28 protein-coding genes and 1 pseudogene are annotated in these 22,248 nt (G+C 50.8%); 9 read left to right on the plus strand and 20 right to left on the minus strand.

Annotation, left to right across the window (positions count from 1 at the left end; genetic code table 11):
• Positions 1–21: 21 nt before the first annotated feature.
• Both IT971_RS15130 and IT971_RS15135 read right to left on the minus strand, forming a co-directional pair.
• Entirely contained in the window at positions 22–300 is a 279-nt protein-coding gene (locus tag IT971_RS15130) for a hypothetical protein (protein ID WP_063093903.1), read from the minus strand.
• Between the two features lie 30 nt (positions 301–330).
• Positions 331–924: a hypothetical protein gene (locus IT971_RS15135; protein WP_063093905.1), complete on the minus strand. Its 594-nt coding sequence runs from the start codon at positions 922–924 to the stop codon at positions 331–333.
• Between the two features lie 995 nt (positions 925–1,919).
• Between IT971_RS15135 and IT971_RS15140 the strand changes: the two genes are divergently transcribed.
• The 7 genes and pseudogenes from IT971_RS15140 (at position 1,920) to IT971_RS15170 (ending at position 8,371) form a co-directional block, all read left to right on the plus strand.
• Complete coding sequence (locus IT971_RS15140) at positions 1,920–2,099, plus strand: hypothetical protein (protein ID WP_063093906.1); 180 nt, start codon at positions 1,920–1,922, stop codon at positions 2,097–2,099.
• Between the two features lie 136 nt (positions 2,100–2,235).
• Positions 2,236–2,652 (plus strand): LexA family transcriptional regulator, encoded by a 417-nt coding sequence (locus tag IT971_RS15145; RefSeq protein WP_063093907.1) that lies wholly within the window; start codon positions 2,236–2,238, stop codon positions 2,650–2,652.
• Positions 2,649–2,747, plus strand: a pseudogene (locus IT971_RS22590) (hypothetical protein); the annotation flags it as partial. The gene IT971_RS15145 and the pseudogene IT971_RS22590, both read left to right, overlap by 4 nt.
• 185 nt (positions 2,748–2,932) lie before the next feature.
• Positions 2,933–4,228: a tyrosine-type recombinase/integrase gene (locus IT971_RS15155; protein WP_063093908.1), complete on the plus strand. Its 1,296-nt coding sequence runs from the start codon at positions 2,933–2,935 to the stop codon at positions 4,226–4,228.
• Positions 4,229–4,235: 7 nt separating this feature from the next.
• Entirely contained in the window at positions 4,236–6,077 is a 1,842-nt protein-coding gene (locus IT971_RS15160; protein WP_129542743.1) for a phage integrase SAM-like domain-containing protein, read from the plus strand.
• Between the two features lie 37 nt (positions 6,078–6,114).
• On the plus strand, positions 6,115–7,980 hold the full coding sequence (locus IT971_RS15165; RefSeq protein ID WP_139190039.1) for a hypothetical protein: 1,866 nt from the start codon (positions 6,115–6,117) through the stop codon (positions 7,978–7,980).
• A 7-nt stretch (positions 7,981–7,987) separates the two neighbouring features.
• Complete coding sequence (locus IT971_RS15170) at positions 7,988–8,371, plus strand: hypothetical protein (protein ID WP_063093914.1); 384 nt, start codon at positions 7,988–7,990, stop codon at positions 8,369–8,371.
• A 160-nt stretch (positions 8,372–8,531) separates the two neighbouring features.
• Here IT971_RS15170 and IT971_RS15175 read toward each other — a convergent pair whose 3' ends face one another.
• Genes IT971_RS15175 through IT971_RS15195 form a run of 5 tightly spaced genes read right to left on the minus strand, consistent with a single transcriptional unit; the run spans position 8,532 to position 11,644 of the window.
• Positions 8,532–9,203 carry a cytochrome c biogenesis protein CcdA gene (locus IT971_RS15175; protein ID WP_063093916.1) on the minus strand — a complete coding sequence of 224 codons (672 nt, stop codon included), beginning with the start codon at positions 9,201–9,203 and terminating at the stop codon, positions 8,532–8,534.
• A 32-nt stretch (positions 9,204–9,235) separates the two neighbouring features.
• Positions 9,236–10,657, minus strand: a complete 1,422-nt coding sequence (merA, locus tag IT971_RS15180) for a mercury(II) reductase (protein WP_063093918.1) — start codon at positions 10,655–10,657, stop codon at positions 9,236–9,238.
• 1 nt (position 10,658) lies between these two features.
• Positions 10,659–10,910, minus strand: coding sequence for a mercury resistance system transport protein MerF (gene merF, locus IT971_RS15185; protein ID WP_063093920.1), 252 nt, complete (start codon positions 10,908–10,910; stop codon positions 10,659–10,661).
• A 3-nt stretch (positions 10,911–10,913) separates the two neighbouring features.
• Entirely contained in the window at positions 10,914–11,276 is a 363-nt protein-coding gene (locus IT971_RS15190; RefSeq protein ID WP_223305183.1) for a heavy-metal-associated domain-containing protein, read from the minus strand.
• Entirely contained in the window at positions 11,255–11,644 is a 390-nt protein-coding gene (locus IT971_RS15195; RefSeq protein ID WP_062956566.1) for a mercuric transporter MerT family protein, read from the minus strand. The genes IT971_RS15190 and IT971_RS15195 overlap by 22 nt, the downstream gene beginning before the upstream one ends.
• A gap of 75 nt (positions 11,645–11,719) precedes the next feature.
• Here IT971_RS15195 and IT971_RS15200 point away from each other — a divergent pair, with 75 nt between their 5' ends.
• Entirely contained in the window at positions 11,720–12,136 is a 417-nt protein-coding gene (locus IT971_RS15200) for a helix-turn-helix domain-containing protein (protein WP_062956567.1), read from the plus strand.
• Positions 12,137–12,429: 293 nt separating this feature from the next.
• Here IT971_RS15200 and cadR read toward each other — a convergent pair whose 3' ends face one another.
• Entirely contained in the window at positions 12,430–12,837 is a 408-nt protein-coding gene (gene cadR / locus IT971_RS15205) for a Cd(II)/Pb(II)-responsive transcriptional regulator (protein ID WP_063093925.1), read from the minus strand.
• Between the two features lie 80 nt (positions 12,838–12,917).
• Here cadR and IT971_RS15210 point away from each other — a divergent pair, with 80 nt between their 5' ends.
• Complete coding sequence (locus IT971_RS15210; RefSeq protein WP_062956568.1) at positions 12,918–13,814, plus strand: cation transporter; 897 nt, start codon at positions 12,918–12,920, stop codon at positions 13,812–13,814.
• Positions 13,815–14,131: 317 nt separating this feature from the next.
• Here IT971_RS15210 and IT971_RS15215 read toward each other — a convergent pair whose 3' ends face one another.
• The 12 genes from IT971_RS15215 to IT971_RS15270 all read right to left on the minus strand — a co-directional run bounded on the left by IT971_RS15215 (position 14,132) and on the right by IT971_RS15270 (position 22,244).
• Positions 14,132–14,341 (minus strand): hypothetical protein, encoded by a 210-nt coding sequence (locus tag IT971_RS15215; RefSeq protein WP_062956569.1) that lies wholly within the window; start codon positions 14,339–14,341, stop codon positions 14,132–14,134.
• A gap of 126 nt (positions 14,342–14,467) precedes the next feature.
• A complete protein-coding gene (locus IT971_RS15220) occupies positions 14,468–16,924 on the minus strand; it encodes a heavy metal translocating P-type ATPase (RefSeq protein WP_063093927.1) in 2,457 nt (818 codons plus the stop codon).
• A gap of 188 nt (positions 16,925–17,112) precedes the next feature.
• Positions 17,113–17,853, minus strand: a complete 741-nt coding sequence (locus IT971_RS15225) for a cytochrome c biogenesis CcdA family protein (protein WP_063093929.1) — start codon at positions 17,851–17,853, stop codon at positions 17,113–17,115.
• 84 nt (positions 17,854–17,937) lie between these two features.
• Entirely contained in the window at positions 17,938–18,585 is a 648-nt protein-coding gene (locus IT971_RS15230; RefSeq protein ID WP_062956572.1) for a hypothetical protein, read from the minus strand.
• Positions 18,582–19,031 carry a copper chaperone PCu(A)C gene (locus IT971_RS15235; RefSeq protein ID WP_062956573.1) on the minus strand — a complete coding sequence of 150 codons (450 nt, stop codon included), beginning with the start codon at positions 19,029–19,031 and terminating at the stop codon, positions 18,582–18,584. Before IT971_RS15235 ends, IT971_RS15230 begins: the two co-directional genes overlap by 4 nt.
• Positions 19,028–19,678 (minus strand): SCO family protein, encoded by a 651-nt coding sequence (locus tag IT971_RS15240; RefSeq protein ID WP_063093931.1) that lies wholly within the window; start codon positions 19,676–19,678, stop codon positions 19,028–19,030. Before IT971_RS15240 ends, IT971_RS15235 begins: the two co-directional genes overlap by 4 nt.
• A 62-nt stretch (positions 19,679–19,740) precedes the next feature.
• Positions 19,741–20,001, minus strand: coding sequence for a hypothetical protein (locus IT971_RS15245; protein WP_063093933.1), 261 nt, complete (start codon positions 19,999–20,001; stop codon positions 19,741–19,743).
• Positions 19,994–20,449, minus strand: a complete 456-nt coding sequence (locus IT971_RS15250) for a hypothetical protein (RefSeq protein ID WP_196871076.1) — start codon at positions 20,447–20,449, stop codon at positions 19,994–19,996. Before IT971_RS15250 ends, IT971_RS15245 begins: the two co-directional genes overlap by 8 nt.
• Entirely contained in the window at positions 20,424–21,026 is a 603-nt protein-coding gene (locus tag IT971_RS15255; RefSeq protein WP_223305185.1) for a TlpA disulfide reductase family protein, read from the minus strand. Before IT971_RS15255 ends, IT971_RS15250 begins: the two co-directional genes overlap by 26 nt.
• Positions 21,023–21,628 carry a DsbE family thiol:disulfide interchange protein gene (locus IT971_RS15260; protein ID WP_063093935.1) on the minus strand — a complete coding sequence of 202 codons (606 nt, stop codon included), beginning with the start codon at positions 21,626–21,628 and terminating at the stop codon, positions 21,023–21,025. Before IT971_RS15260 ends, IT971_RS15255 begins: the two co-directional genes overlap by 4 nt.
• A complete protein-coding gene (locus IT971_RS15265; protein WP_063089329.1) occupies positions 21,625–22,110 on the minus strand; it encodes a cytochrome c in 486 nt (161 codons plus the stop codon). Before IT971_RS15265 ends, IT971_RS15260 begins: the two co-directional genes overlap by 4 nt.
• Positions 22,107–22,244 (minus strand): hypothetical protein, encoded by a 138-nt coding sequence (locus IT971_RS15270; protein ID WP_155988749.1) that lies wholly within the window; start codon positions 22,242–22,244, stop codon positions 22,107–22,109. Before IT971_RS15270 ends, IT971_RS15265 begins: the two co-directional genes overlap by 4 nt.
• Between the last annotated feature and the right edge of the window lie 4 nt (positions 22,245–22,248).

Here is a 22,248-nt window from a genome sequence, read left to right on the forward strand (position 1 = left end):
ATCATAATATCCCTTCCCGCCCTAACCGGGCTGTTCATCGTCACCAAACTCTCCACTCGGATCAGCCCGATCCAATAGCATCGGACATTCCTGCCCCGGCCGGTTTGGCATATAGCCGATATCAGTCATGTCACCTTCATGTTCGATCCGACCATTCCAGCGAATGTCATAATGAACGGCTATTTGTTCAGCCAATTGCTCTTGCAACCGGTTTATAGCGTCCAGCGTAGAACCGATTGCCGGGCTTTCAATATGCTGTCGATTGGCGGTGATAAATGCGATGGATATGTATTTGGTCATGTCTTTTTCCTGTCGTCTTTATCCGGCAGATCAAAACTGAAAACCGATTTGGCCTTTGTTGTCGGTCTGCGTTGGGATGCCCTGAAATGCTGTCCATGAGGGCTTTGCGAAATCAGGCAGCGAATTGCTTCGTCCCTGCCGGTATTCGATTTCAATATTTGCCATCTTCTCGGCTTCTGCGTATTCGCAAAAGATTGCGGCAGCTGCTTCCTTAACGCTGAGTGGCGGCCATTCCATATAGAAATGCGAGCGATATCCTGTCTCGGAAATAAAGGGCAGGCCAAGATCGATGGCCGTAAACCCAAAGCTGCTGCATATATCCAGCGGACAGGTGAAATCGACCAATGCCCGACCATGTCTGGTTTCCAGAACAAACAACCCGTTCTGCCCCCAATGCGGCTCTTGACCGGCTTTGGCCGCAAGTGCTGCTGTGATGGCTGTTCCTGCCCCATCGTCGGCAAAACTGCCAAAGCTGCCATTTTCCCCATTGGTCTTCGTAATAAGAGCGCGGAAAGACCTCGAAGCCTCATTTGCGGCATCACCATCATTCGCCCTGACTGCAGCATGAAATTCAAGGGCGATACGCTTGGCGGTATCAATATCTCTGTCCGTTACCTTATGCATTGTTCTGATCCCCATAGAGACAACTGGCTGGCCGATCTGGCCGGTTCAACTTCTTCCCGTCGTCTCAAAAGGGTGAATGCCGTCAAGCTGAATATGGGATGTTCGCGACCGTTAAGGCGCGAACAGGGACCCTGATTCTGCTTTACGGCAGAGGGCGAAGCCCTTCCTTCGACCGATCCTGAAGATCAATGCCTCAAGGGTACCTGGTACGTGCCTGAAAGGATGTTGTCCGCGATGCTATCGGCAGGGCCAACCGTTACCCGTAAGGGCCGTATTCCGGTATACATGCTTGCGAGTGAGGTTGGCCGGTGTCGCGCCTGGCGCGGCACCGGTCTATCGAACCAAAGTGCAGCCGAAAGAAAGAGCGTGCTTGATCTGGCCTGCTTCAATCCATAGAGCCGTGACCTGTTCCGGTCCTATGATGCTTGAGACACCTGCCAAAATTCAAGCCGTCAATCTGGATTGCACAATCCATAGTCGATTAGGTTATGGAAAATGCTGGGAACATTTGTTGCGCAAAGCATTCTTCAGAACAATTTGTAGATCACGGTAAGAAACGCAGCACACAAAAAACCAAATTCAAGCAATCTTCCCATGTATCCTCCTTTTCAACACGGGGTGTATCCATCGGCATCACCGATGCCAAATTCAGAATACCCTTGTTGAAACGGTTGATTTTCACGTCTAGAGGCGAATTTCGCATGCTAACTGGGCAGACCTCGCCCTTACGAAAGCAAAAAATGAACAAAGTATATTTAATCAGTACCAAATATATATTGAATGAATACTAGTTTGAGTTTTACAACTTGTGGATTGCGCAATCCACTTAATGCAAACAACCGCGTTTGGCTGCTGTATGAAATAATCCGCGCAAGATATGGACCAACAACGAAAAATCCATTCATCATTGCACATTAGGATTGCTGGGTCCGACCCGGGGAGAAGGTCGACATACTTTCTTGGGGATAGTTTCAATCACATCCTTGGAGGCAAACATGGTTGTAAATCACAACGACCTGACCCAGCGCATTGATACCCTTCTGTCGGATCTCCGCAAGGCAGAATCCAGTAACGCGGTATATCGCGAGCCAGCGCTTTATCTGCACACGGCACGTAAAGCACTCGGCTCGATTGCCGATGAACAATCAAATAGCAAAAATCTGACTTCATTCTAAAAAATGAAATTATGTTGGGCCATGAGATACTTACCAATGAGGGGGAACCCGGCAAGTTCCCCCTCTTCTGATCGATAATCAAATCTGTCAGTAGATCGATATTGACAACAGGAACATCTAGGACAATGTTCCTGATATGTTCTCATTCATCGCCAGATTTGCCCCCATAAGATTTTTACCCAGACCGCTCGCCCTGGCGCGTGTACCGGCAGGTTTTCCGTCGCCGGCAGAGGACTATATTGATCGCCAACTGGATCTGAACGAGTTCATAGAGCATCCGGCCGCAACCTTCTTCTTCAGGCTCGAAGGCGACAGCATGGAACCCCTTATGCGCGACGGCGATCTTCTGGTGGTTGATCGCGCAAAGACTGCTCGCAGCGGCCATGTGGTTGTTGCCGTACATAATGGCGAGCTGACGGTAAAGCGATTACGTCAATCCGGTAAAGACGCTTGGCTAGAACCCGAAAATCCAAACTATCCCCACCTGCCCTGCTCAGGCGACACAGAGATATGGGGTGTCGTTCTGATAAATCTGCACTGGCCGTCCCAATGATTGGTTTGGTCGACTGCAATAATTTTTATTGCTCATGCGAGCGTCTTTTTGATCCAAGTCTGCGCGGTCGACCAATGATCGTTCTGAGCAATAATGTTATATGACATTACTAACATTGTTCACATACACAAACTTCCTTGCTAACATGGCTGTTTAGCTGCCACTGTGCCTACAGACCTTACCTGCACCGCCAGCATGCTGGCGGTGCAGGTAAGGTCTGATATCACAGCCTCAAGATGACAAACAAAACCCGGTGCCCGACATTTGGAATGAGGGAAGCATGCTGACAGTTCCCTACTACACGGTTGCCAAAACAGCGGATGTCGTTCGACCTGCAACGATCATCCGCGATACCGAGTGGGATCAAGTGAAGAGCCACAGTCTCCCTACCGGTTTCCACTATCTTGTCTATGACGGATGCAGAATTGTTGAGCCGGTCTTATTCTATCTCCATGACAAATGCGTCCGGTCCTCGAGAATTCCCTCGGTAGGAAACACACAAACAGCTTTAACCTATGACCTGTATGAGTGGTTCACATATCTAGGCTTGATTCATAGGGATTGGGACGCTGCTTGTTTCGATGACATCGAACTATATCGCGACAAGCTTTTATGCAGCAAATCACCTAAAACCGGTAAACGATATGCTGTTGCAACAGTACGCCGCAGGCTTGGCACCATCGTTGACTTCTATGAATGGGCGTCCAGACAAGGCTTGATTGAATTTGATGCGAAAGAGTTTTACGAAGAACGTATCAAACCCCGAAATTATGCAATTACCCGGATGGCGCATGTTCAATCCGGCGACAATACGGTCAAAACGAGTAAACTGCTTCCGAGAACCTATAACAGTGAAACGGCTGAGGCATTTTCTCCCGAAGCTCTTCAACGAGTGCTCGCCGAACTTGGTTCGATCCCCGGAGACAAAGCTGATCGTCGTCCATGCAGAGACCGGCTCATTGCCAGCCTTGCTGTCGCCACAGGAATGCGACTTGACGAATGCGCCAACCTCACTCTGTCGCAATACAAGAATCTCAAGAAAGATGGTAGCTACAGCAACGTCGCATTGCCTCTTTACAAAACCAAAGGCCTGAAGCCGCGCACAGTTGTCGTACCGGGCATAATCCATGATGATCTGCGACATTACGTAAAAACAGAACGGGCCCGTGCGGTTCGACGCGCGAAAACATCTGTCGAGGCTCTTTTTGTCAATCACGCCCATGCCAAAAGAAATCCGGGTGAAGCAATGACAGCTCATTCCATCTGGCGCCACTTTCAGCGCGCGGTTCTGAAAGCCGGTCTTGTATGCCCTTCCCATAAAAACGGCACAACCAGCCCCTTAGACAGACCTGAAGCCCTGCACAGCTTTCATCACCTCCGTCATACCTTTGCGGTTACCATGTATTTTGAACTGGTTCGCGCGGGCAAAGCAGAACCCTGGCTCAGCCTGCGAACATTGCTTGGCCATAGTCACATAACGACAACAATCAATACATATTTGCGGAGTGTACAAATTCGGGAAGCACTCATGACAGATACCCTGAATACGTATCTCAAGGCCCTACGCGATGGCTAGAAAGCGCATGGACAGATCTTTTCTCACGTATCGCCCGGGTGCGGCACCTGCCTTCGACAGGAACAACCTGGCCCGTCCGGAAAAGGAAGAGAGAGAATACGGGGTTATCCAAAAGCTGTCACCTGACGGAAAACTGTGTCAACTCACGCTAAACTGTCCCCGTACCGCAAAATCCAACCGCGGCAGTGCCCAGATCAATGTCAGCGACGATTGGCTGAAAGCCGAACATCTGTCTGTTCCGTTTGCTACGGCCATTTTCTCGCATATTCGCAAGTTTGGTCCCTCTACCCAGGTCAACAAGGTTCAAGCTCTCAATCGCTTCTTTGCTTTTATGTGCGAACAGGGAAAAGCACATTTTAAACTGTCGGATCTGACCACAACTCTTTTTAATGAGTACATTTTCTGGCTCGACACCCAACAGCTTACAAGCAAAACGAAAGCCGGGTTAATCTCCCCACTCCGTGTTGTATTGCACTATCTTAAACAAAATCCACAATATACAAGCGAAGTCCCTGGGGATGCTTATATCCAGCCAAATCCCTGGCCTGGAATAAACGAGCAAATTGCTCATCGACCAATTTTGGCTATCACCGATCTTGTAACGATTGAGCGCGCCTGCATCAAAGAAATGCAGACATGGATGCGCAAATGGGAAGAAGGAAACGACTTTATTAAATCAGGTAGAGAACGCCTGCAGGCGGGTGCTTCACCCACCGAGCATAGACTTGAAACATTGCTGGCAATCATTGAAGACCGCTATGGTGGCTATGTGACGAACAGCAAACAATTCTTTGCTGACGGCGATGGCCGGCGACGACAAATCGAGTTTTTCGGAGGGATCAAGGGTATTGCTCCGTGGCTGTATGCAACAAAGCGCTCTCTGGTCCCGTTTGTCGTGATGATGGCAATCAGGACGGCCTTCAATCCGGAAACCATACTGGCTTTACGAAAATCCGCCCTTCGGGAGAGCTCGTTACTTAAAGGAAGTGCCGAACTGGCGCCGAGATATCGGGTGGTCGGCGGGAAGAAACGCGCGCGAGGCGATCAGGTTCGAACCTATCCTCAGGATAGCACAGAGATTGATAGCCCGATTTCCATTTTCAACAATGTCGGAAAGCTGACCCGTCGCCTCCCAAATGCCGAGCACGATCCCGACCATGATATGCTCTTCATATTTCAGGGCAGAAATTACGGAAGGGCTCATCATTATCTCAATGCAACCTGCACCTTCCCTAACGCACTTTCTGCTTTCAGAAAAGATAATCAACTCCCTGATTTCAGCTTGTCGAACATTCGCCCCACCATCTCGGAGATTGTCAATCAACTGAGTAACGGGGATATCAAGGCACAACAGGCAATTCTCAATCATTGGCACACAGAGACAACGGAAACGCATTATGTGTCGGAAGCGGCCCGGCACCGCAGACGGGAAACATTGGGCAATCTTTTGAACCGACGGGAACGATATATCCGGACATCTGGAAAGTCCGATGACCGTATCAATCTTCCAAACAATACAGGTCGCGCCGCAACGCCGGGGTTTGAATGCACCGACCCCTATGATTCTCCTCTCGCATCCCAGTCCACAGGACAACTCTGCACCGCCTGGGGAGAGTGTCCGCTATGTCCTCGCGCCGCCGTGATCCCCGACAATTCACACGCTTTGGCACAACTGCTTCATCTCCACAATGCCATTGAGAAAGCACGTCACGATTTACCGCCAGGTCGCTGGCTATATTGGTCAACGGTACAAAAGGGCCTGGACAATTGGCTCAGCAAGTTCCCGGCCAGGAGTGTTTGGCATGAGGCCAAAAACATTCAAAGAACCCACGCCATTCTGATCGAATGACATGAACCCTATACAAACCGCTACAGCATATCATCTCATGGCAGCGGAAGATCTGCGGGAAACGAGGATCAACCGCCATTCCCGCTGGTATGATGACAGATGGTTCTTCGATAATCTGACGCCAGGTCACGACGCTGCAGCCAGCACCATACGCTGGGATTTCATCATGCCGGACGGCAGTAAATTCGTAGACCCGAAATGGGCGATATTGCTCGACGCACATCGTCGACTGGTCTGGTCACTGATTGTCGACCCAAGACAGCGGCATAGATACAAGCCGGGCTCAATGGGCAAACTCTCCCGACGGGTTCTTTATCTTGCTCGCTGGATGGGCAAATCCGGCTACGCTCATTTCGGCGCGCTTGATACCTGTGCTTTTGACCAGTATCTCGACAACCTGCTCATCGACAAGCAGAATAAAGCCAATCTCAACGCCGTGTATCTTATGGAACATCTCGCATTGCCTGTTTCTCTGGGATATCAGGCCCCTGTTCTGGCAAAGGCGGGAATTCCTGTACCGGGCAGCGCCCCCTGGCATGGCATGACAGCGTTCGAGGTCGCGAAACAGCTGGCAGGCAGGGAACAGGGATACGTCCCGCCAGTCCCCGACCCCATATTTTTGCACATAATGACCAGCGCCTTGTGCATGCTTGACGCGGCAGAGGATATTATTTTACAGGCTCGGCATTTCGCGGACACCAAAGACCTGCAGGTTGCCGAAAAACATGCACCAGACAGGAAGCATTTACGCGATCGCATGAACTCTCTGACTGACGCGTGCCTGATCCTCATCCAGGGATTGTCGGGTATCAGAGTGAGTGAATTGCTGGGACTGCAAGCCTCTGATACGCCACTGGCACAAAATGCCTTGCCCGATTGCATAAAAATTGAACCGTCGGCCAGCGGTCTTCATGAGATATTTTATCTTTCCGGTCATATCTACAAGACGACGAAAACGCCTCGCCCGGCCACCTGGGTCACCGGACTGCGCCCGGTCGGGAGTGATCACCTTCCTGTTCCGGTCAAGGCAATATCTGTCATCGAAAGGTTGTACGCCCCCTGGCGCACTCGAAGAAACATCAACGAACTGATTGTCGGTTTTAGCCGAACAAAAAGCCTGACCAAAGATGTGAAAGCCCATACTTTAAGTTGGGTCAATCGCTGCCAGAGAAGGTTCTTTGTCAGAAGCGGTGTTAAGGATTGGACTGTTACTTCTCATCAATGGCGCAAATCCTTCGCCCAATATGTCATCCGAAGCGACAGCTGCATGCTCCCGGTGCTTCGGGAGCATTTCAAACACATCAGTATGGCGATGACGGAACAGGGATATATAAATGCGGATCCAGAACTGAAACAGATCCTTGATGATGCTGCGGTTCAGTCAACGGTCTCTCTCATTGGCGAAATGATTGCCGGCAGAAAAAACGTCTCGGGGGCCCTCAGTGGAAAACTGAAAGAGACTGCGAATCAACTCGGAAAATCTCTGGACAACCGTCCCGAAGATGACCGCCCACGCGATATTGAAGAACTGGTTCGTACCTCGGGTATACGGGCACATGATATTCGCTGGGGAAAGACATCCCTCGGAACCTGCCTGTTTCGACAGGGAACCGGGAATTGTACCATCGGTTGCTCTGCCCGATGGGTGATCAGTGCGCCGCTATGGTCGGCCGCACGCCCGGATTTATGTTGGGAATGTCAAAACCTTGTCCTTGACGAGACTCATTTGCCCTTCTGGAAAGACCGCCGGGCCAAATTGCAAGATGATCTGAAAACGGCAACAACCAATGATGACTTTGCTCTCGCACAACTCTGCAAACAACGCCTCGAACAATGTATTATGGTGCTAAACAAGCTTGAAACCACCGAAGCTGCAGCTGCAGAAAACAACAATCCCGGGTAATGAAACCATGTCACCCACATCTGTTGAAGCCGCATTCATGATGGCGATTGATCGGCTCCTCGCGCGTCATGCTCTGAAAGCCAATTCCAGCAATACACCCAAAATCAACAAAAGTATGGTTGCGCGCGAAGCCGGGCATAGCCGGACAACACTGTACAAATATCCCAAAGTGCTTGAGAGACTGAAATCATTTGAGGCAACAGCAAAATCATCAAAACAAAATGAGATCATGAGTCTGCGTCAGGAAATCGCCAAATTAAAACAGGAAACCGGGACGGCGAGAGACCTGATGGCAGCAATGCTGCTTCAAATGCGCGAGATGGAACGACAAACGGCTTCAAGAATTCGCCAGGCAGTACGTATGACACAAGCAGAAGGTTCTGATACGTAATGGGCCTTCCACGACACAGGAAGACTCTTAACAAGCCTTTTACATCAATCGTGGTGTCTACGCCAAGCCTCTCCTAATGCACATGTCTCCCATCTTCCATAAATCATCCCACTTACGACAGATCACTTCCGCAGATCAGCAGAGAGGCGCCTCCCCAAGTTCATGCCTTTGCCCAGTCTGCCAGATTGACAAATAGCCCGAACCAGATTGACCATAGGCCAAGGGCGACGAAAACAAAGCCGGTCAACCAGCGGCGCGGACGCATCCAGTCTGCAAGTCCGACAAGAAGCGAAGTAAGTTGCGGCACGACCGAAAACGGTACCAATGGAAGTGACAACGACAGCGCAAAGACCGCCATCAGAATGAAACCCTTTGCGGCGGAGCCTGTTGCGGTTGCGGCCCCCATCAGGCCGAAAAGGATCGGCGCGGCGCAGGCGGGAATATTCAGGCCAAACGCAACGCCCTGAACCCATGGGTTTTTCGTGATCCGCCATCCGACTGGCGCAATCCGGATACGCCGCCGAAACCGTCCCCCTGCACCGAACAGGAAGACAATTCCGATGACCATATAGAGTGCCCCAAAGATCAGCCATGCCCCGGTCTGAACCCCGATCATGCGTTGTCCCAGCATGACGATCACGCCGCCGAAACCGCCCATGACCAGAAGGCGTGCGAGCATGAATGCAGCTAGAGCCCCAACCCGCATGCGCAGTGAACGGTCACACTGGCTGTTGAGAAACAGCATATGCGCGCCAATCGTGCAGGGCTCGATAAATCCCAAAAATCCCAAGCCCAGCGCAAGAAAGATCAGGTTGAACAGGTCCGGTGTCACGTTTGTAAATTCCTTATCATCGTCGCATGGTGTTACCCGGCACAACAGGACAGTCTGGCGACATCTCTCGCAAAGCCCTGAGCGGCAAGTTTCAGGCCCTCGACTGTGGTCAGATAGGGAAAAATCGTGTCGCCAAGTTCTTGGGCGGTCATCCCAAACCGTATGGCCAGCGCCATTGTCTGAATGCTGTCACAGCCCTCGGGTGCCAGTATCTGAGCGCCCAGCAAGCGGTCAGTTGCTTCATCTGCAATGAGTTTTATCAAACCGCGTGTATCACGGGCGGCAAGTGATCTGGGCACCAGATCAAGCGGCACGACAGATGTCTTGACCACAAAGCCCCGTTTCTGTGCCTGAACCTCGGAGAGACCTACGCCAGCAACTTGTGGATCAGTGAAGACAACCCAGGGCATCGTTGTGTTGTCATATGTCTGTTCGTCACGGTTATAGGCATTTATTGCCGCAAGTTTGGCGCCATAAGCTGCCATATAAACGAACTGGTCGCGCCCGGTCACATCGCCCGCAGCATATACATCAGGACGCGTCGTCCGCATGTACGCGTCCACAACAATTCCGCCATTCGAATTTACTTCAATTCCGGCCGTTTCGAGGCCTAATCCGTTTGTATTCGGCTTACGGCCTGTCGTTACCAGGATATGTTCAGCAAAAAGAACCTCGGCCTGGCCATCAACGTTAATGGTCAGTTCCGTTTTATCATTCTTCCGTTCAACCCTCTCGTAGGTGAGGCCCGTGCGAACGGATACCCCTTCATTCCTTAACTCCTGAGTGAGCGATGCAGCAATTTCCGGTTCTGCTTCGGGAAGAAGCCGTGACCGTGTCACCAGCGTAACCGAGCTGCCGAGCCGTGCAAACATCTGAGCCAGTTCACAACCGATATATCCGCCGCCAATCACGAGAAGTGATCGTGGCTGCTGATCAAGTTCAAGTGCCGTTGTACTGGTCAGACAGGGGACATTCTCAATGCCTGGAATATCGGGAAATGACGGGGATGTGCCGGTTGCAATGATTGTCTTTCTTGCAACAAGCTTTTTGCCGTCAAGCAGAAGACCGGTGTCATTAAATATAACGTCCCCTTCGAGATAATCGATACCATCATATTCGGGCAGCAGATCGATATATTTCTTCTGACGCAAACCGGAAACCAGATCCTCTTTAGCCTTGATCAGGGACTGCCAGTCAGCGACATGAGCGTTTCCGGAGAGGCCGGGAAAACGCGCAGCGGCCCCCGCACCATGCACGGCCTCTGCGGCACGGATCATGGTTTTGGAGGGAACACACCCGACATTGACGCATGTGCCGCCAATCATTCCCTTGCCGATAAGTGCGACCCTTGCGCCCTGTTCAGCGGCCGTAATCGCCGCCGAAAAACCGGCCGAACCCGCGCCGATGACAGCAAGGTCATATTCCTGTTTGTCGGTCGAACAACAATTGTTCATATTATTTTCCTTTCCGGGTGGTTGGTTGTGTATCGGTCTCGCAGCAAGCGCGCGCACGGGCTCGTTGTCGGTAGCCGTACAGTGCCAGGGCAATGAACAGGAGTAATCCGGGTATGAGGACATAGTCTATCCAGCCCAGCCATGCCGAGAGTCCAAGGGCCCCGAACGAGACAACAAGGATTGGTGTGAAACAGCAGATCACAGCAAAAATTGTTCCGACGATCCCGGTTTTGAAAATGGTGTTGCCACGCATTATTTAATCCCGCGCCTTGGCCGGATAACCGGCATTTGTCGAAGCGATCCCGATGGTTTCCACATTGGCGACTGACGGGTCGAAGGTGACAGTTGCGTTTTTTTTATCGAAGTTGACGTCTACGGCCTCTACGCCGGTGACGGCTTCCATCGCGGTTTTGACCGTCACCGGACACAGGGCGCAGGTCATGTTTTCGATGTCGAAAACGGTTGTTTGTTCATCCTGCGCTGTGGCGCTGGCAGCAAGCGCCGCAGTTGGGAGGTAGCCTCCCGGATATATGACAGCCAGTCCCAGGGCAAATGCCCCGGCCAGAATAATGCCTGTTCGTTTCATCTCGATTTCTCCTAATAGAACAGCGGTGCCCACCAGTTGATTGTCAGGGCCAATCCCACCAGCACGGTTGAGAACCACAGGGCGGCTTTGGTGATCAGTGCGGATTCCGGACGGGCGCAGTAAGACCCGTCGTCACAAGCTGGCTTGGTCTTGAAATAGACCTGCCAGAACCCCAGCCCGATAAATATCAGAGCCACCGTCGCGAAGAGTGGTTTGTAAGGTTCAAGAGCCGTCAGATTGCCGATCCAGGCCCCCGACACCCCCAGCATCAGAAGCAGGAGTGGTGCGACACAGCAGGCGGATGCAAGAATGGCTCCGACCACTCCACCAGTTGCAAGCAGACCTCTTTTTGTCTGCTTCCCGTCATCCGACAACAGGTCGTCCGATTTGATATCGTTCATGTGATTTACCTCGAATTCGATTCGCAGTTAAGATACAGTCTGTAGCTGCTACAGATTAAAGAAGGTTTTGATCACATGGACGATCACAATTCCGGGAGGCGACTAAAGCGAGCAGAATTGTCGAAGGTGACAGGCTGTCATCTTGAAACGATCCGCTATTATGAAAAGACCGGCATGATGCCCGATCCGCGGCGCAGCAAAACGGGTTACAGGCTGTATGACGAAACACATGTTTCCCGGTTGCGGTTTATCCTGCGCGCCCGTGATCTGGGTTTTTCGATTGAAGATATCCGGGGGTTGCTGACTCTTATAGATGGTCAGTTGCAAACATGTTCGGAGGTCAAACAGCGTACGGAAAGCCATCTTGCTGACGTGCGCACAAAAATTGATGACCTGAAACGGATCGAACAGGTTTTGGCGGAAACGGCAGCTCAATGTTCAGGAAAAGATGTGCCTGAGTGCCCTGTTCTGGAAGCCTTGTTCCACGTTTGAAGTAGTAGCTTGTGAGTTCGGCTTCATCAAAAGGACAAAGAGGCCAGTTATCAATTTTTACAACATTGTCAGCATGCCAACAAATGAAGTAAATTTCAATTATTCCCAAATCCTTGAGCTAAATATCAACAAAAACTTATGATGGAATGCCAGATTACAAAAAAGGATACGCCCCAAGTAATATATAAAATATGAAGTATTTAGCAAGATAAACCAAAAAAGTTTCTGTTTATATAATTAAATCGGCAAGAGTAAAATATTGGTTTTTCGGTTTGTTCCACAGTAAAACCCCTCTACCTCTTATGCGTCTCTTTATCATTGATCCCAGAAAGAACGCCACATTCCTCTACATCCCGTCCATCTTTGCAACTTTCTCTTAGTGAAACGAGTTGTATTTCTAGCGCTTGTAGAGTGGCAATCTGTGATTGCACATGAGATATGTGATCATCAAGTAAAACGTTGACCGCATTACAAGGCTGATGAGGCTCATCCTGATGCTGCTGTAGTTCGGAAATCTCCGCCAGAGATAGACCCAGAATTCTGCAGCGACGGATAAATCTCAACCGTTGACCATGCTTTTTGGTATAGACGCGGTAGCCGTTTTCTCTCCGCCCTACCGACGGCAATAGGCCCTGCTGTTCATAGAAGCGGATTGTTTGTGTGTCGATCTCTACTAACCGTGCCAACTGACCAATGCGCATTTGTCCTCTCCACCCTATTGACCTTATAGTTACTATATAGTTTTGAATGGTAACACTGTAATTTAAAGTGGAACCATGTCATGAGTATATTCTGTGATAGCCTTTCTGGTAGTGATGCACCTCCGCCATCGAATACCGATGAACCGAACGCCTTCGAAGCATCAGAGCAATGGATCAGTATTTATGCAGTGCCAAAAATGGACTGCCCGTCAGAAGAACGAATAATCCGCCTCGCCCTGAATGGCCTTAAGGAGATTCAGACCTTGTCCTTCGACTTGTCGAACCACCAGTTGGAGGTCGTACACAATGGCGAAGTTGCCGCTATCACTACAAAGTTGGAGACCTTGGGGCTAGGCGCTACGCTTCAGGAAAGCACCGCAGCCGATCCAGAGACCATCAAGACCGCCGAAGCCTCAACTACCTCTATCAAACAAGAAGCAGGCACCCTGCGCTGGTTGCTTGGCATCAATGCACTCCTATTTCTAATAGAAATGATTTCCGGCCTGGCAGCCCAGTCCACTGGCCTAATTAGTGAGTCTCTTGATAATTTCGCAGATGCGGCGGTATACGGGCTCGCCCTTTATGCTGTTGGGCATAGCATAAGAATGCAGGTGCGTGCCGCGCATCTTGCTGGTGTTCTGCAGCTAATTCTGGCTGTTGGAGCACTAGCGGAGGTGGTGAGACGCTTTGTATTTGGCAGTGAGCCTGAATCGTTGGTGATGATGGCTATCGCATTCGTCGCATTGATTGCCAATGCCAGTTGTCTGCTGCTCATATCCAAACATCGGGAGGGCGGGGCGCACATGAAGGCAAGCTGGATATTCTCGGCCAATGACGTGGTGATCAATCTGGGGGTCATCACCGCCGGCGTTTTGGTCGCGTGGACCGGGTCCAATTATCCGGACCTGATCATCGGCACCATCGCCGGGGTCATTGTACTGAACGGCGCCAAACGCATTCTGGCTATCAAGGGTTAAGAGCAGTGTCCGTTGCGGGCAAAAATCGCTCACGGCATGACCTATTGCCCATTTCTGGCGTACTTCCTGCGTCGGATCAGGCGATAAAATGTCTGGGGCAACAATCAATGGCCTATGGCGAGTCTGTTTCTGTACCCCGTTCTTTAATTGGGTGCAGACATGGAACACCTGTGCTGCATTCAGTTGCCAATTGAGAAAACCACCAACTCTTCTTCACACGAATCAAGCCGTGCCATGTGAAACTCGGTTTGCTGAAAGATGAAGGATACTTTGAAATGTTAATTCAAGTGTTCCAATTGACCTTACCACCCCAGCTATCAATTATTGTGATGCTGTGAGCTTGCCGTCAAATCACGATACGCATCCATCAATGGACGATCCACGGTGTCATGTTCCGTTCGCTCCTGATCAAGCTTTTCAAGGGCTCTTAGCATAAATTCGGCAATATCAAGCCTTTCGCAGCTGCAGGCATGTTTGAAAGCATGCAAAACTACATACTCCAATTGTTCATCACTTGAGGTCGTCATTTAATCGCTCCTTAATCCGGTATTGGGTAAGAGAGGTTCTTGCCGAGAAGAACTTCTCCTACCGGTACTTTGACGCACTCACGATCTAATAGAACTTTTCAGTTCTTTCTCAATCCAATCACGCGATCACAACATACGCATTACCGGCACAATTTTACGGAGCCGCAATGCATTTGTTAAAACAAAGACCGAAGACAACGCCATTGCGCCTGCTGCGAGAACAGGAGTGAGCAGAATTCCAGAGAAAGGATAAAGCAGACCTGCAGCAACAGGGATAAGTGCGGTGTTATAGCCAAAAGCCCAAAACAGATTTTGCTGAATGTTTCGCATCGTCCGGTTGGATACTTCAAAGGCATTGATGACGCCGCCAAGATCGCCAGACATCAGAACAATATCTGCCGACTCAATTGCCACGTCAGTGCCTGTGCCTATCGCGATCCCAACATCGGCATGAGCGAGAGCAGGTGCGTCATTAATACCGTCACCAACAAATGCAATCTTCCGCCCCTCTCCACGAAGATCATTCAAGGCCGCAACCTTGCCGTCTGGCAACACTCCAGCAACTACATGATCAATTCCAGTTTCCTCTGCAATTACCTGTGCAGTCTCAAGACTGTCACCTGTTATCATTGCGACTTTCAGGTCAAGGCTGTGAAGCGCTTTTATCACGTCCCTGCTTGAAGGCTTTACAGGATCTGACACTCCGATAACAGCAGCAACCTGTCCGTCAATTGCTGCGTACAATGCTGTTCGCCCGTTTCGTGAGAGCTTTTGAACAACTGCAGGAAAATCTTTGAGATCAATCTGTTCTCGTCGCATCAGGCGTTCAGTTCCAACTAGGACAGTTGCATCATCAACCTTTGCTCGGACGCCGTAACCAGTGAATGAGGTGAAATCTGTAACTGGTTGGTCTGCGTCAATATTCTCACGGCGCGCCGTAGATACGATTGCGTTGGCAATCGGGTGTTCCGATCTGGCTTCAACAGCAGCTACATACCTTAAAACTTCAAGTTTTGTGAAGCCTTGAGCAACCACAAAATCGGTTACCTCTGGCCGCCCTTCCGTCAAAGTACCAGTCTTGTCGAGCGCAACGATCTGAACGGAACGAAGTTCCTGAAGTGCGTCTCCCTTGCGAAACAAAATACCCATTTCAGCTGCACGACCTGTTCCAACCATGATGGAGGTTGGTGTGGCTAACCCCATTGCGCAAGGACAGGCTATTATTAGAACAGAAACACCTGCCACCAACGCCATTGTAACGGCTGGCTCAGGACCGAACAAAAACCATGCCAAGACACTTAGTGCAGAAAAAAACATGACTGCAGGTACAAACCATTGAGTTACGCGATCAACCAGACTCTGAATGGGAAGTTTGGTGGATTGGGCTTCTTCAACCATCCGAATTATTTGCGATAATGTTGTGTCTTCACCAACACGAGTTGCGCGAAAACTGAAGCCTCCTGCACCATTCACGGTTCCTCCTGTGACTTTTGAATCAGCTTGTTTGGCAACAGGAATTGGCTCGCCCGTTATCATGCTCTCGTCAATATGACTGTTTCCCTCAACAATTACACCATCAACCGGGATTCGTTCACCCGGGCGCACTATAATAACATCGCCAACTTGAAGGTCATCAACAGGAACAATGACGCTTTCGCCATCGCGTTGTACTCGTGCTTCTATAACTTGAAGTCCCAGAAGTTTTTGGATCGCCGCTCCAGTCCTCCCCTTTGCACGGGCTTCCAGAAAACGGCCAAGCAGGATGAGAACAATGATGACTGCTGCGGCTTCGAAATATACTGCGCGAACTTCCACAGGTATAAGTTCAGGAAGAAATGTGGAAACGGTAGAGAATATATAAGCCGCTCCCGTTCCGAGTGCGACCAGACTGTTCATATCTGGAGAACCTTTCAGAAGAGAAGGGACACCTCTGATGAAGAAGTATCTGCCCGGCCCGGCAAGAATTGCTGTTGTTAAGATAAATTGCAGCGTCCAGTAAGTTTGCTGCCCGATCGTGCTTTCGATAACATTAGCAAGTTCCGGGATGATATGACCGCCCATTTCGGTCAGAAAAATAGGCAGAGTTAGCAAAGCAGCCCAAAGCGTACGGTAGGCTATTTCACGCGCAACCTGTTTATTCTTGATAGAACTGTCCGTTGTTTCTTTGATCTCAGATGGATAACCGGAAGCAGTCAGTTGGGAGGACAATTCAGTCGGAGAGACAACATTCTGTAGGAATTTCACCGCTACAGTCTCAGCTGGAAGGTTGACGGCTACGTCTATTACGCCGGTGACTTGGCCAAGCGACTTTGAGATGCGATTAACACAAGAGGCGCATGACATTGAATTCACACTTAGAGTTACGTTGCCATATTGGGGGGCATAACCAAGTTTCTGAAGCGCTTGAGCAATCTCGACAAGCCTTTGCGCCTTGTCGACCTTCATTCGGGCTGTCTCATTCGCCTGATTGACCGATACTTCTCCGACACCTTTCATCGCGGATAGAGTTTGCTCGATTCTTGCTACGCAAGAGGAGCAGGTTATGCCATCAAGTTTTATTTGCACGTGATTATGGTTTTGCATCTGAACCTCTGATTGTCTGCTGTTTAAGCAAGTATCAAGGCTCCAGTCACTGGAAGGTCAAGTATTTTGTTCGAAGTGTCTCACACGACGTGTACTTTGCTGTTTTCTTCCAATTTTTCGGCAAAAAATAGCGCGCACAAGTCACTGCTAAGAAAGCCATTAAGTGTTGGAAGGTTCTTCCTGGCCCGTCAACCAATGCGCCCCAAAAGCGGGAATGTTTCCAGCAGCCAGAACGCAAAGGCGGACATATAACCGGTCATCATCGCCGTCCCCATAGCAATCATGATCAAGGCCGCCGCTGCACGGAGATAACGCCCAAAGCGTCCTATGGATTTCAATCTGACAGACAGACTCTCGGTAAGCAGTGCTGCCAAGAGAAACGGCACACCAAGCCCCACGGAATATACGATCAGCAAAGCAATACCATCGCTGACAGTTGCCGACGCGGCGCTGACAGTCAGAATGGCACCGAGAATAGGGCCAATGCAGGGCGTCCACCCGAACGCAAAAGCAAGCCCAAGCACATATGCCGAAGTCACACGCCCACCAGGCAGATCAAGATGAAAGCGTGCTTCTCGCATCATCCACGCCGGACGGAGCGTTCCCAGCATGAACAGCCCGAACAGAATGACAATGCCGCCACCAATCAGATTCATCTCGAACCGGTACCCGAGCAGGACCTGACCAAGTGCTGTTGCACTGGCCCCCAGAAGGACGAAAACCGTGGTGAAGCCCAAAACGAAACACAGGCTGAAACCAAGAGATGACAATCGACCAACTCGGATTGCCTCCGTTCTGGTCGAAAGAGAGGCACCACCCGCGATATAGGAGATATATCCGGGAACCAGAGGCAGCACGCATGGCGAGAGAAACGATATGAGGCCTGCGGCGAACGCGCTTATTATGCCGATATTGGAAAGTTCAGGCATTAATCTGTATTCCGTAAAATCAGGAACCAAGTATTCAGAGAACAGGAAGGTCAGCTAACCAAACAGTGCTAAGCCTATCTTTGTTCAGGGCTCTTTTCCTACTTTTGAGAACCAGTCTGTTAACTGATCGAGCCACCCCTTTTCAACAGGCGGCTTTGGGGGGTGGACAGCGTTTGTCAATCCGTTCACGTAAAGGATCAGATTCATCTGATTGAAACTCGTGCCGTGAAAAATACCGGCATGGCGGGTATTCCGATCGATAATATGAATCATCGGCGCAGACCCGTCACGCTGGCTCAATTTGGCGAATTTATCGGCAACAGTTACAGCACTGATATCCGAAGACGGCATAACAGGCCGCCAGTTCACCAGATCCCAAGAAGGAGTATCTGAAAAATCTTCGGAATGAACGGTAATGAACGTGACCATTTCCCGCATCGGGCTAATATTCAGCCTCGCCTGAGAGGACGCCAGTAGGGTTTGCTGTTCTGCACAGGCTGCACCACAATCCCTTGGCACAAAACTTAAAATAAGTATCTGATCATCAAGGTCGCTCAAATTAAAGCGACCTTGATTTTGGTTAAAAAGTTCTATCTCTGGAACCTTTCCGGTGTTTGTCACCTCAAAATATGGCTCTTTATCCGCCATCACCTCGTCAAGGTGTTCACCGGGATGATTCGCAAAAGCTGGTGAGGCCGTCAACGCCAGGATCAAAAACAACCACCGGATCATTCTGTTTCCCCCTGCGGCCCGGCGGCAGCTATGCCAAGAATGGCGACGTCAATGCTAATCTCGCCTGCGTTTTCAAAGCGCAATGTCATGGGAAACTTCTCACCTTCACGGAGTTTTTCATGCAATCCCGTCAACATGAGATGCATTGCCCCCGGCGCCAGAGTGACCGGGCGGTTGGCCGGAACATCCAGAGCCATGACATGTCGCATCCGGCGAACATCATCGACCGTGACGACATCATGTATCATCACATGGTCGGCCACAGCTGTGGTGATTTCCAGAAGGCGGTCGGTCGCAGCGCTTGTGATCGTAAGATATGCCACACCCGGACGGGATGTCAGAATCGTGGCACGTGCCCAGGCGTCAGATATTTCGACAAGGTTTCCGGCAGAAACCGGTAGTGCTGATAGCAAGGTCATGACGAGGGCGATGGCTGTTCTTTTCATATTGTACTCCCATTCATGATCGCGAGAATCCGGATTGCCATGTCTTCTGCCGGCTGATCTCCTTCACGAAAGACAGTCAGGTAACGCCCATCCGGTGCCATCAGATAAAGATGCCCGGAATGGGCCATCAAATAGCCGTCCGGTGCTGTATCGTCGTCCAACTTTTCGTAATAGACCCGAAAAGCCTCGGCGGCTGCAGCGACATCCTCCTTACTACCGGTCAATCCGATCAGCGCCGGATGAAAGGCCTCGACATATTCAGCCATGACATCAGGTGTATCGCGTACCGGATCAATTGTAATGAATATCGGTGCCACACGGTCGGCTTCGGATTCCATTCGGTCAAGCGCATCCGCCATATAGGCAAGTGTGGTCGGACAAACATCAGGGCAGTGTGTGAAACCAAAAAAGACAAGTTGCCAACGCCCCGGAAAGCTTGCTTCGGTCACACGGTTTCCCTGATGATCGGTCAAGGAAAAATCAGAGTGAATGGCGGCTTCTCCCGTCCCTTCGGCCCCCGACGACATTTGCTTGCGGTCGGAAGCCTGGAAGATATATGCGCCGCCAAAGAGCAGGGCAGCAAGAACAACCATCCCCCATAATATAGAACGGATGAAACGTAACCGGTTGAAATTATGCGATGTCATGAAACGATCCCGTAGAAAATCCCGCCCGGGTATTTGTCCCGGGCGGGTGTCATGTCACGATGTTATTTGTCGGAAGGCTTCGGCATTTGATCGGTCATTGCAGCCATCATTTCAGTACACTGCTCCATCATCGGACCCATCTGGCTCATCATCTTCATCATACCCATCATGCCCTGCATATCCCCCATGCCGGAATTGCCGTCATGCTCCATCATCGGGGATTGCATGTCCGGAGTTTGGGCTTCCTGGGCATAAAGGGCTGTTGTCGCCAGTCCCGCGACCATCATTGTGGCAATAGCGGTGAGTTTGATTGACTTACGCATCTTTAACATTCCTTTCGGTTGTGGACTCATGTCCCGACTGCGGAGTTAAAGACGCTATATTTGCGCCTGATGCAGCCGGGGACCTTCCGGCCTCATTGCCGGGAAGACTGTTTTTCGGGATTTCATCGGAGGAAGGGGCGATATCGCTGGCGCTCTTTTTCGACGAACAGGCCTTTTTGTTCATGCATAAACCCAGCGCACACATCGCTACGCACGGCAGAACGGAGAGGAGCAAAGGCGCGATGCCGGCGGCAACCAGCCAGCTCCAGTTAAATGCAAGTCCGGCGACAAGTGCGGTTCCTGCCAGCACGAGCAAACCGCGACGTCCCTTCAGGTAGTATCGAACGGCATGAACCACGTCATGTCCAAGCGAGGTATTGCCGGATTTGGTCCGTTGTATTTCAGTCATAGGGGATCCTTCCTCAATCGGTGTAGATGTGGGTTTCAAGAAATTTTATCATCTCTGCTGTCGCCCATTCGGTCGGTCCGACAAGTCGACCAAGCTCGCGGCCGTTCCTGTCAATCAGAAGCGTCGTCGGTAAACCGGGGATACCCAGAGCCGTCGTGGTTTTCATGGTTGGATCGATGAAGAAGTCCAGATTCCGGATACCGATTTCGGTATAGAAATCCTGCACGACATCCACTCCGGCCCGGTCGATCGACAAGGCAACGACTTTGAACTCCGAACTGCCGAGTTCGGCCTGCAGGGCATCCAGAGTCGGCATTTCCTCCCGGCATGGAACACACCAAGTAGCCCAGACATTCAGCAAGACGACCGTTCCCTCGAAATCACTCAATGTCATGGGTTGACCTTCGACGTTTTCGAACCCGAACTCGGGAAGAGGCCGGGGAGCATCATGCATGACAAACGAGCGCTGTTGACTCTGCCTTACATTGTCCGCTGCCTGATCGGTGACATTCTTCTCGTTGCGTAACGAAACTATGGTCAATGTGGTAACAACCACCAGTATGATGCCAGCGGCAAACCCCACTTTCAGGTTCATATGCACTAAGAGGCTCTTCATCGAGGTGCCTCCGCAGTTCCGGCACCTGAGGCCTCATTACGCAATTTTTCGACCCTTGGCAGAATGGTCTCGGCCATCACTTTTTCCGTCACCGGCCCGACATGCTTGTATGCAATGTTCCCTTTCGCATCGACAACGAAGGTCTCGGGGACGCCATAGACGCCCCAGTCGATCGCCACACGTCCATTAATATCCGCGCCGGTTCTCGTATAGGGATCACCAAGACTATCGAGCCATTCTGCAGCGTCGTCAGGTTGATCCTTATAGTTCAGGCCATGCAGTGGGACGGTGCCGTCGCGAGCCAGTTTCATAAACACGGGATGCTCTTCGCGACACGCAACACACCAGGAGGCAAAAACATTGACCAGCGACACCTCACCTCTGATATCTGTACTCGACAAACCTTGTGTTCGACCTTTTACCGGTGGAAGGTCAAATTCCGGGACCTGTCTACCCAACAGGGCAGAGGGGAGTGTGTTGGGATCAAGAGTTAATCCCTTCGCTAGGGCCACACCCAATATCAATGCTATGCCAAGCGGTAAGAAATAGATCAGCCGGTTGAACCGTTTCTGCGGGCGATGTTCTTTGGGGACTGCAATCATCTCGCCCTCCCGTCTTTAAGATTGAGATTGTGCTGGAATTCGCGTTCTTCGTCCGACCAGACACTCTTGATATAACCGAGTACCGCGATGATCTCCTCATCACTCAGCACATCCTCAAATGCAGGCATATCGCTCTCATACCCCGGCACGACAGCGCCAACCCCGAACTTGGTGATCGCAAACAGTTCCTGATCGCTATGGCGCCATGTGTGGCCACTGGCATCGTGTGGCGGCGCGGGCATCCGCCCGGTGTCAAGGCGGCGCTTCCAGTTTTTCTGCCCCTCAAGATTTGAGCCATGACACGATGCGCAAAATTCAACATAGTCATCCTTGCCCAGTGCTATCTGTTCCGGAGTGAGCGGCTTTTCGAGAAAAGTCAGATTCTCGGGCTTCGCGCTGGCATCCATCACGCCGAACAACAAAGCCATGCCGACGCCAGCCATTAATCCGGTGACCATTGATCCGGGCGATACCGCACTCATTTCCCGCCCCGAAGATATTTAAACAACGCGAGAACGCTCATGATCAGGATCGCAAGGATCAGAAGAAACACAAGACCGCCTCCTGCCATCATCAGCATCATCATCGGGCCACCCATCATCGAACCATCCATCATCTGT

Origin of the sequence: Thalassospira sp. B30-1, from assembly GCF_015767575.1 — a bacterium.
GTDB lineage: Bacteria > Pseudomonadota > Alphaproteobacteria > Rhodospirillales > Thalassospiraceae > Thalassospira > Thalassospira xiamenensis.

What these genes read in the sequence shown, in the direction of transcription:
- IT971_RS15130 (WP_063093903.1), bottom strand. Translation starts at nt 300, where the DNA reads ATGACCAAATACATATCCATCGCATTTATCACCGCCAATCGACAGCAT.
- IT971_RS15135 (WP_063093905.1), bottom strand. Translation starts at nt 924, where the DNA reads ATGCATAAGGTAACGGACAGAGATATTGATACCGCCAAGCGTATCGCC.
- IT971_RS15140 (WP_063093906.1), top strand. Translation starts at nt 1,920, where the DNA reads ATGGTTGTAAATCACAACGACCTGACCCAGCGCATTGATACCCTTCTG.
- IT971_RS15145 (WP_063093907.1), top strand. Translation starts at nt 2,236, where the DNA reads ATGTTCTCATTCATCGCCAGATTTGCCCCCATAAGATTTTTACCCAGA.
- IT971_RS15155 (WP_063093908.1), top strand. Translation starts at nt 2,933, where the DNA reads ATGCTGACAGTTCCCTACTACACGGTTGCCAAAACAGCGGATGTCGTT.
- IT971_RS15160 (WP_129542743.1), top strand. Translation starts at nt 4,236, where the DNA reads ATGGACAGATCTTTTCTCACGTATCGCCCGGGTGCGGCACCTGCCTTC.
- IT971_RS15165 (WP_139190039.1), top strand. Translation starts at nt 6,115, where the DNA reads ATGGCAGCGGAAGATCTGCGGGAAACGAGGATCAACCGCCATTCCCGC.
- IT971_RS15170 (WP_063093914.1), top strand. Translation starts at nt 7,988, where the DNA reads ATGTCACCCACATCTGTTGAAGCCGCATTCATGATGGCGATTGATCGG.
- merA (WP_063093918.1), bottom strand. Translation starts at nt 10,657, where the DNA reads ATGAACAATTGTTGTTCGACCGACAAACAGGAATATGACCTTGCTGTC.
- merF (WP_063093920.1), bottom strand. Translation starts at nt 10,910, where the DNA reads ATGCGTGGCAACACCATTTTCAAAACCGGGATCGTCGGAACAATTTTT.
- IT971_RS15195 (WP_062956566.1), bottom strand. Translation starts at nt 11,644, where the DNA reads ATGAACGATATCAAATCGGACGACCTGTTGTCGGATGACGGGAAGCAG.
- IT971_RS15200 (WP_062956567.1), top strand. Translation starts at nt 11,720, where the DNA reads ATGGACGATCACAATTCCGGGAGGCGACTAAAGCGAGCAGAATTGTCG.
- cadR (WP_063093925.1), bottom strand. Translation starts at nt 12,837, where the DNA reads ATGCGCATTGGTCAGTTGGCACGGTTAGTAGAGATCGACACACAAACA.
- IT971_RS15210 (WP_062956568.1), top strand. Translation starts at nt 12,918, where the DNA reads ATGAGTATATTCTGTGATAGCCTTTCTGGTAGTGATGCACCTCCGCCA.
- IT971_RS15215 (WP_062956569.1), bottom strand. Translation starts at nt 14,341, where the DNA reads ATGACGACCTCAAGTGATGAACAATTGGAGTATGTAGTTTTGCATGCT.
- IT971_RS15220 (WP_063093927.1), bottom strand. Translation starts at nt 16,924, where the DNA reads ATGCAAAACCATAATCACGTGCAAATAAAACTTGATGGCATAACCTGC.
- IT971_RS15225 (WP_063093929.1), bottom strand. Translation starts at nt 17,853, where the DNA reads ATGCCTGAACTTTCCAATATCGGCATAATAAGCGCGTTCGCCGCAGGC.
- IT971_RS15230 (WP_062956572.1), bottom strand. Translation starts at nt 18,585, where the DNA reads ATGATCCGGTGGTTGTTTTTGATCCTGGCGTTGACGGCCTCACCAGCT.
- IT971_RS15235 (WP_062956573.1), bottom strand. Translation starts at nt 19,031, where the DNA reads ATGAAAAGAACAGCCATCGCCCTCGTCATGACCTTGCTATCAGCACTA.
- IT971_RS15240 (WP_063093931.1), bottom strand. Translation starts at nt 19,678, where the DNA reads ATGACATCGCATAATTTCAACCGGTTACGTTTCATCCGTTCTATATTA.
- IT971_RS15245 (WP_063093933.1), bottom strand. Translation starts at nt 20,001, where the DNA reads ATGCGTAAGTCAATCAAACTCACCGCTATTGCCACAATGATGGTCGCG.
- IT971_RS15255 (WP_223305185.1), bottom strand. Translation starts at nt 21,026, where the DNA reads ATGAAGAGCCTCTTAGTGCATATGAACCTGAAAGTGGGGTTTGCCGCT.
- IT971_RS15260 (WP_063093935.1), bottom strand. Translation starts at nt 21,628, where the DNA reads ATGATTGCAGTCCCCAAAGAACATCGCCCGCAGAAACGGTTCAACCGG.
- IT971_RS15265 (WP_063089329.1), bottom strand. Translation starts at nt 22,110, where the DNA reads ATGAGTGCGGTATCGCCCGGATCAATGGTCACCGGATTAATGGCTGGC.
- IT971_RS15270 (WP_155988749.1), bottom strand. Translation starts at nt 22,244, where the DNA reads ATGATGGATGGTTCGATGATGGGTGGCCCGATGATGATGCTGATGATG.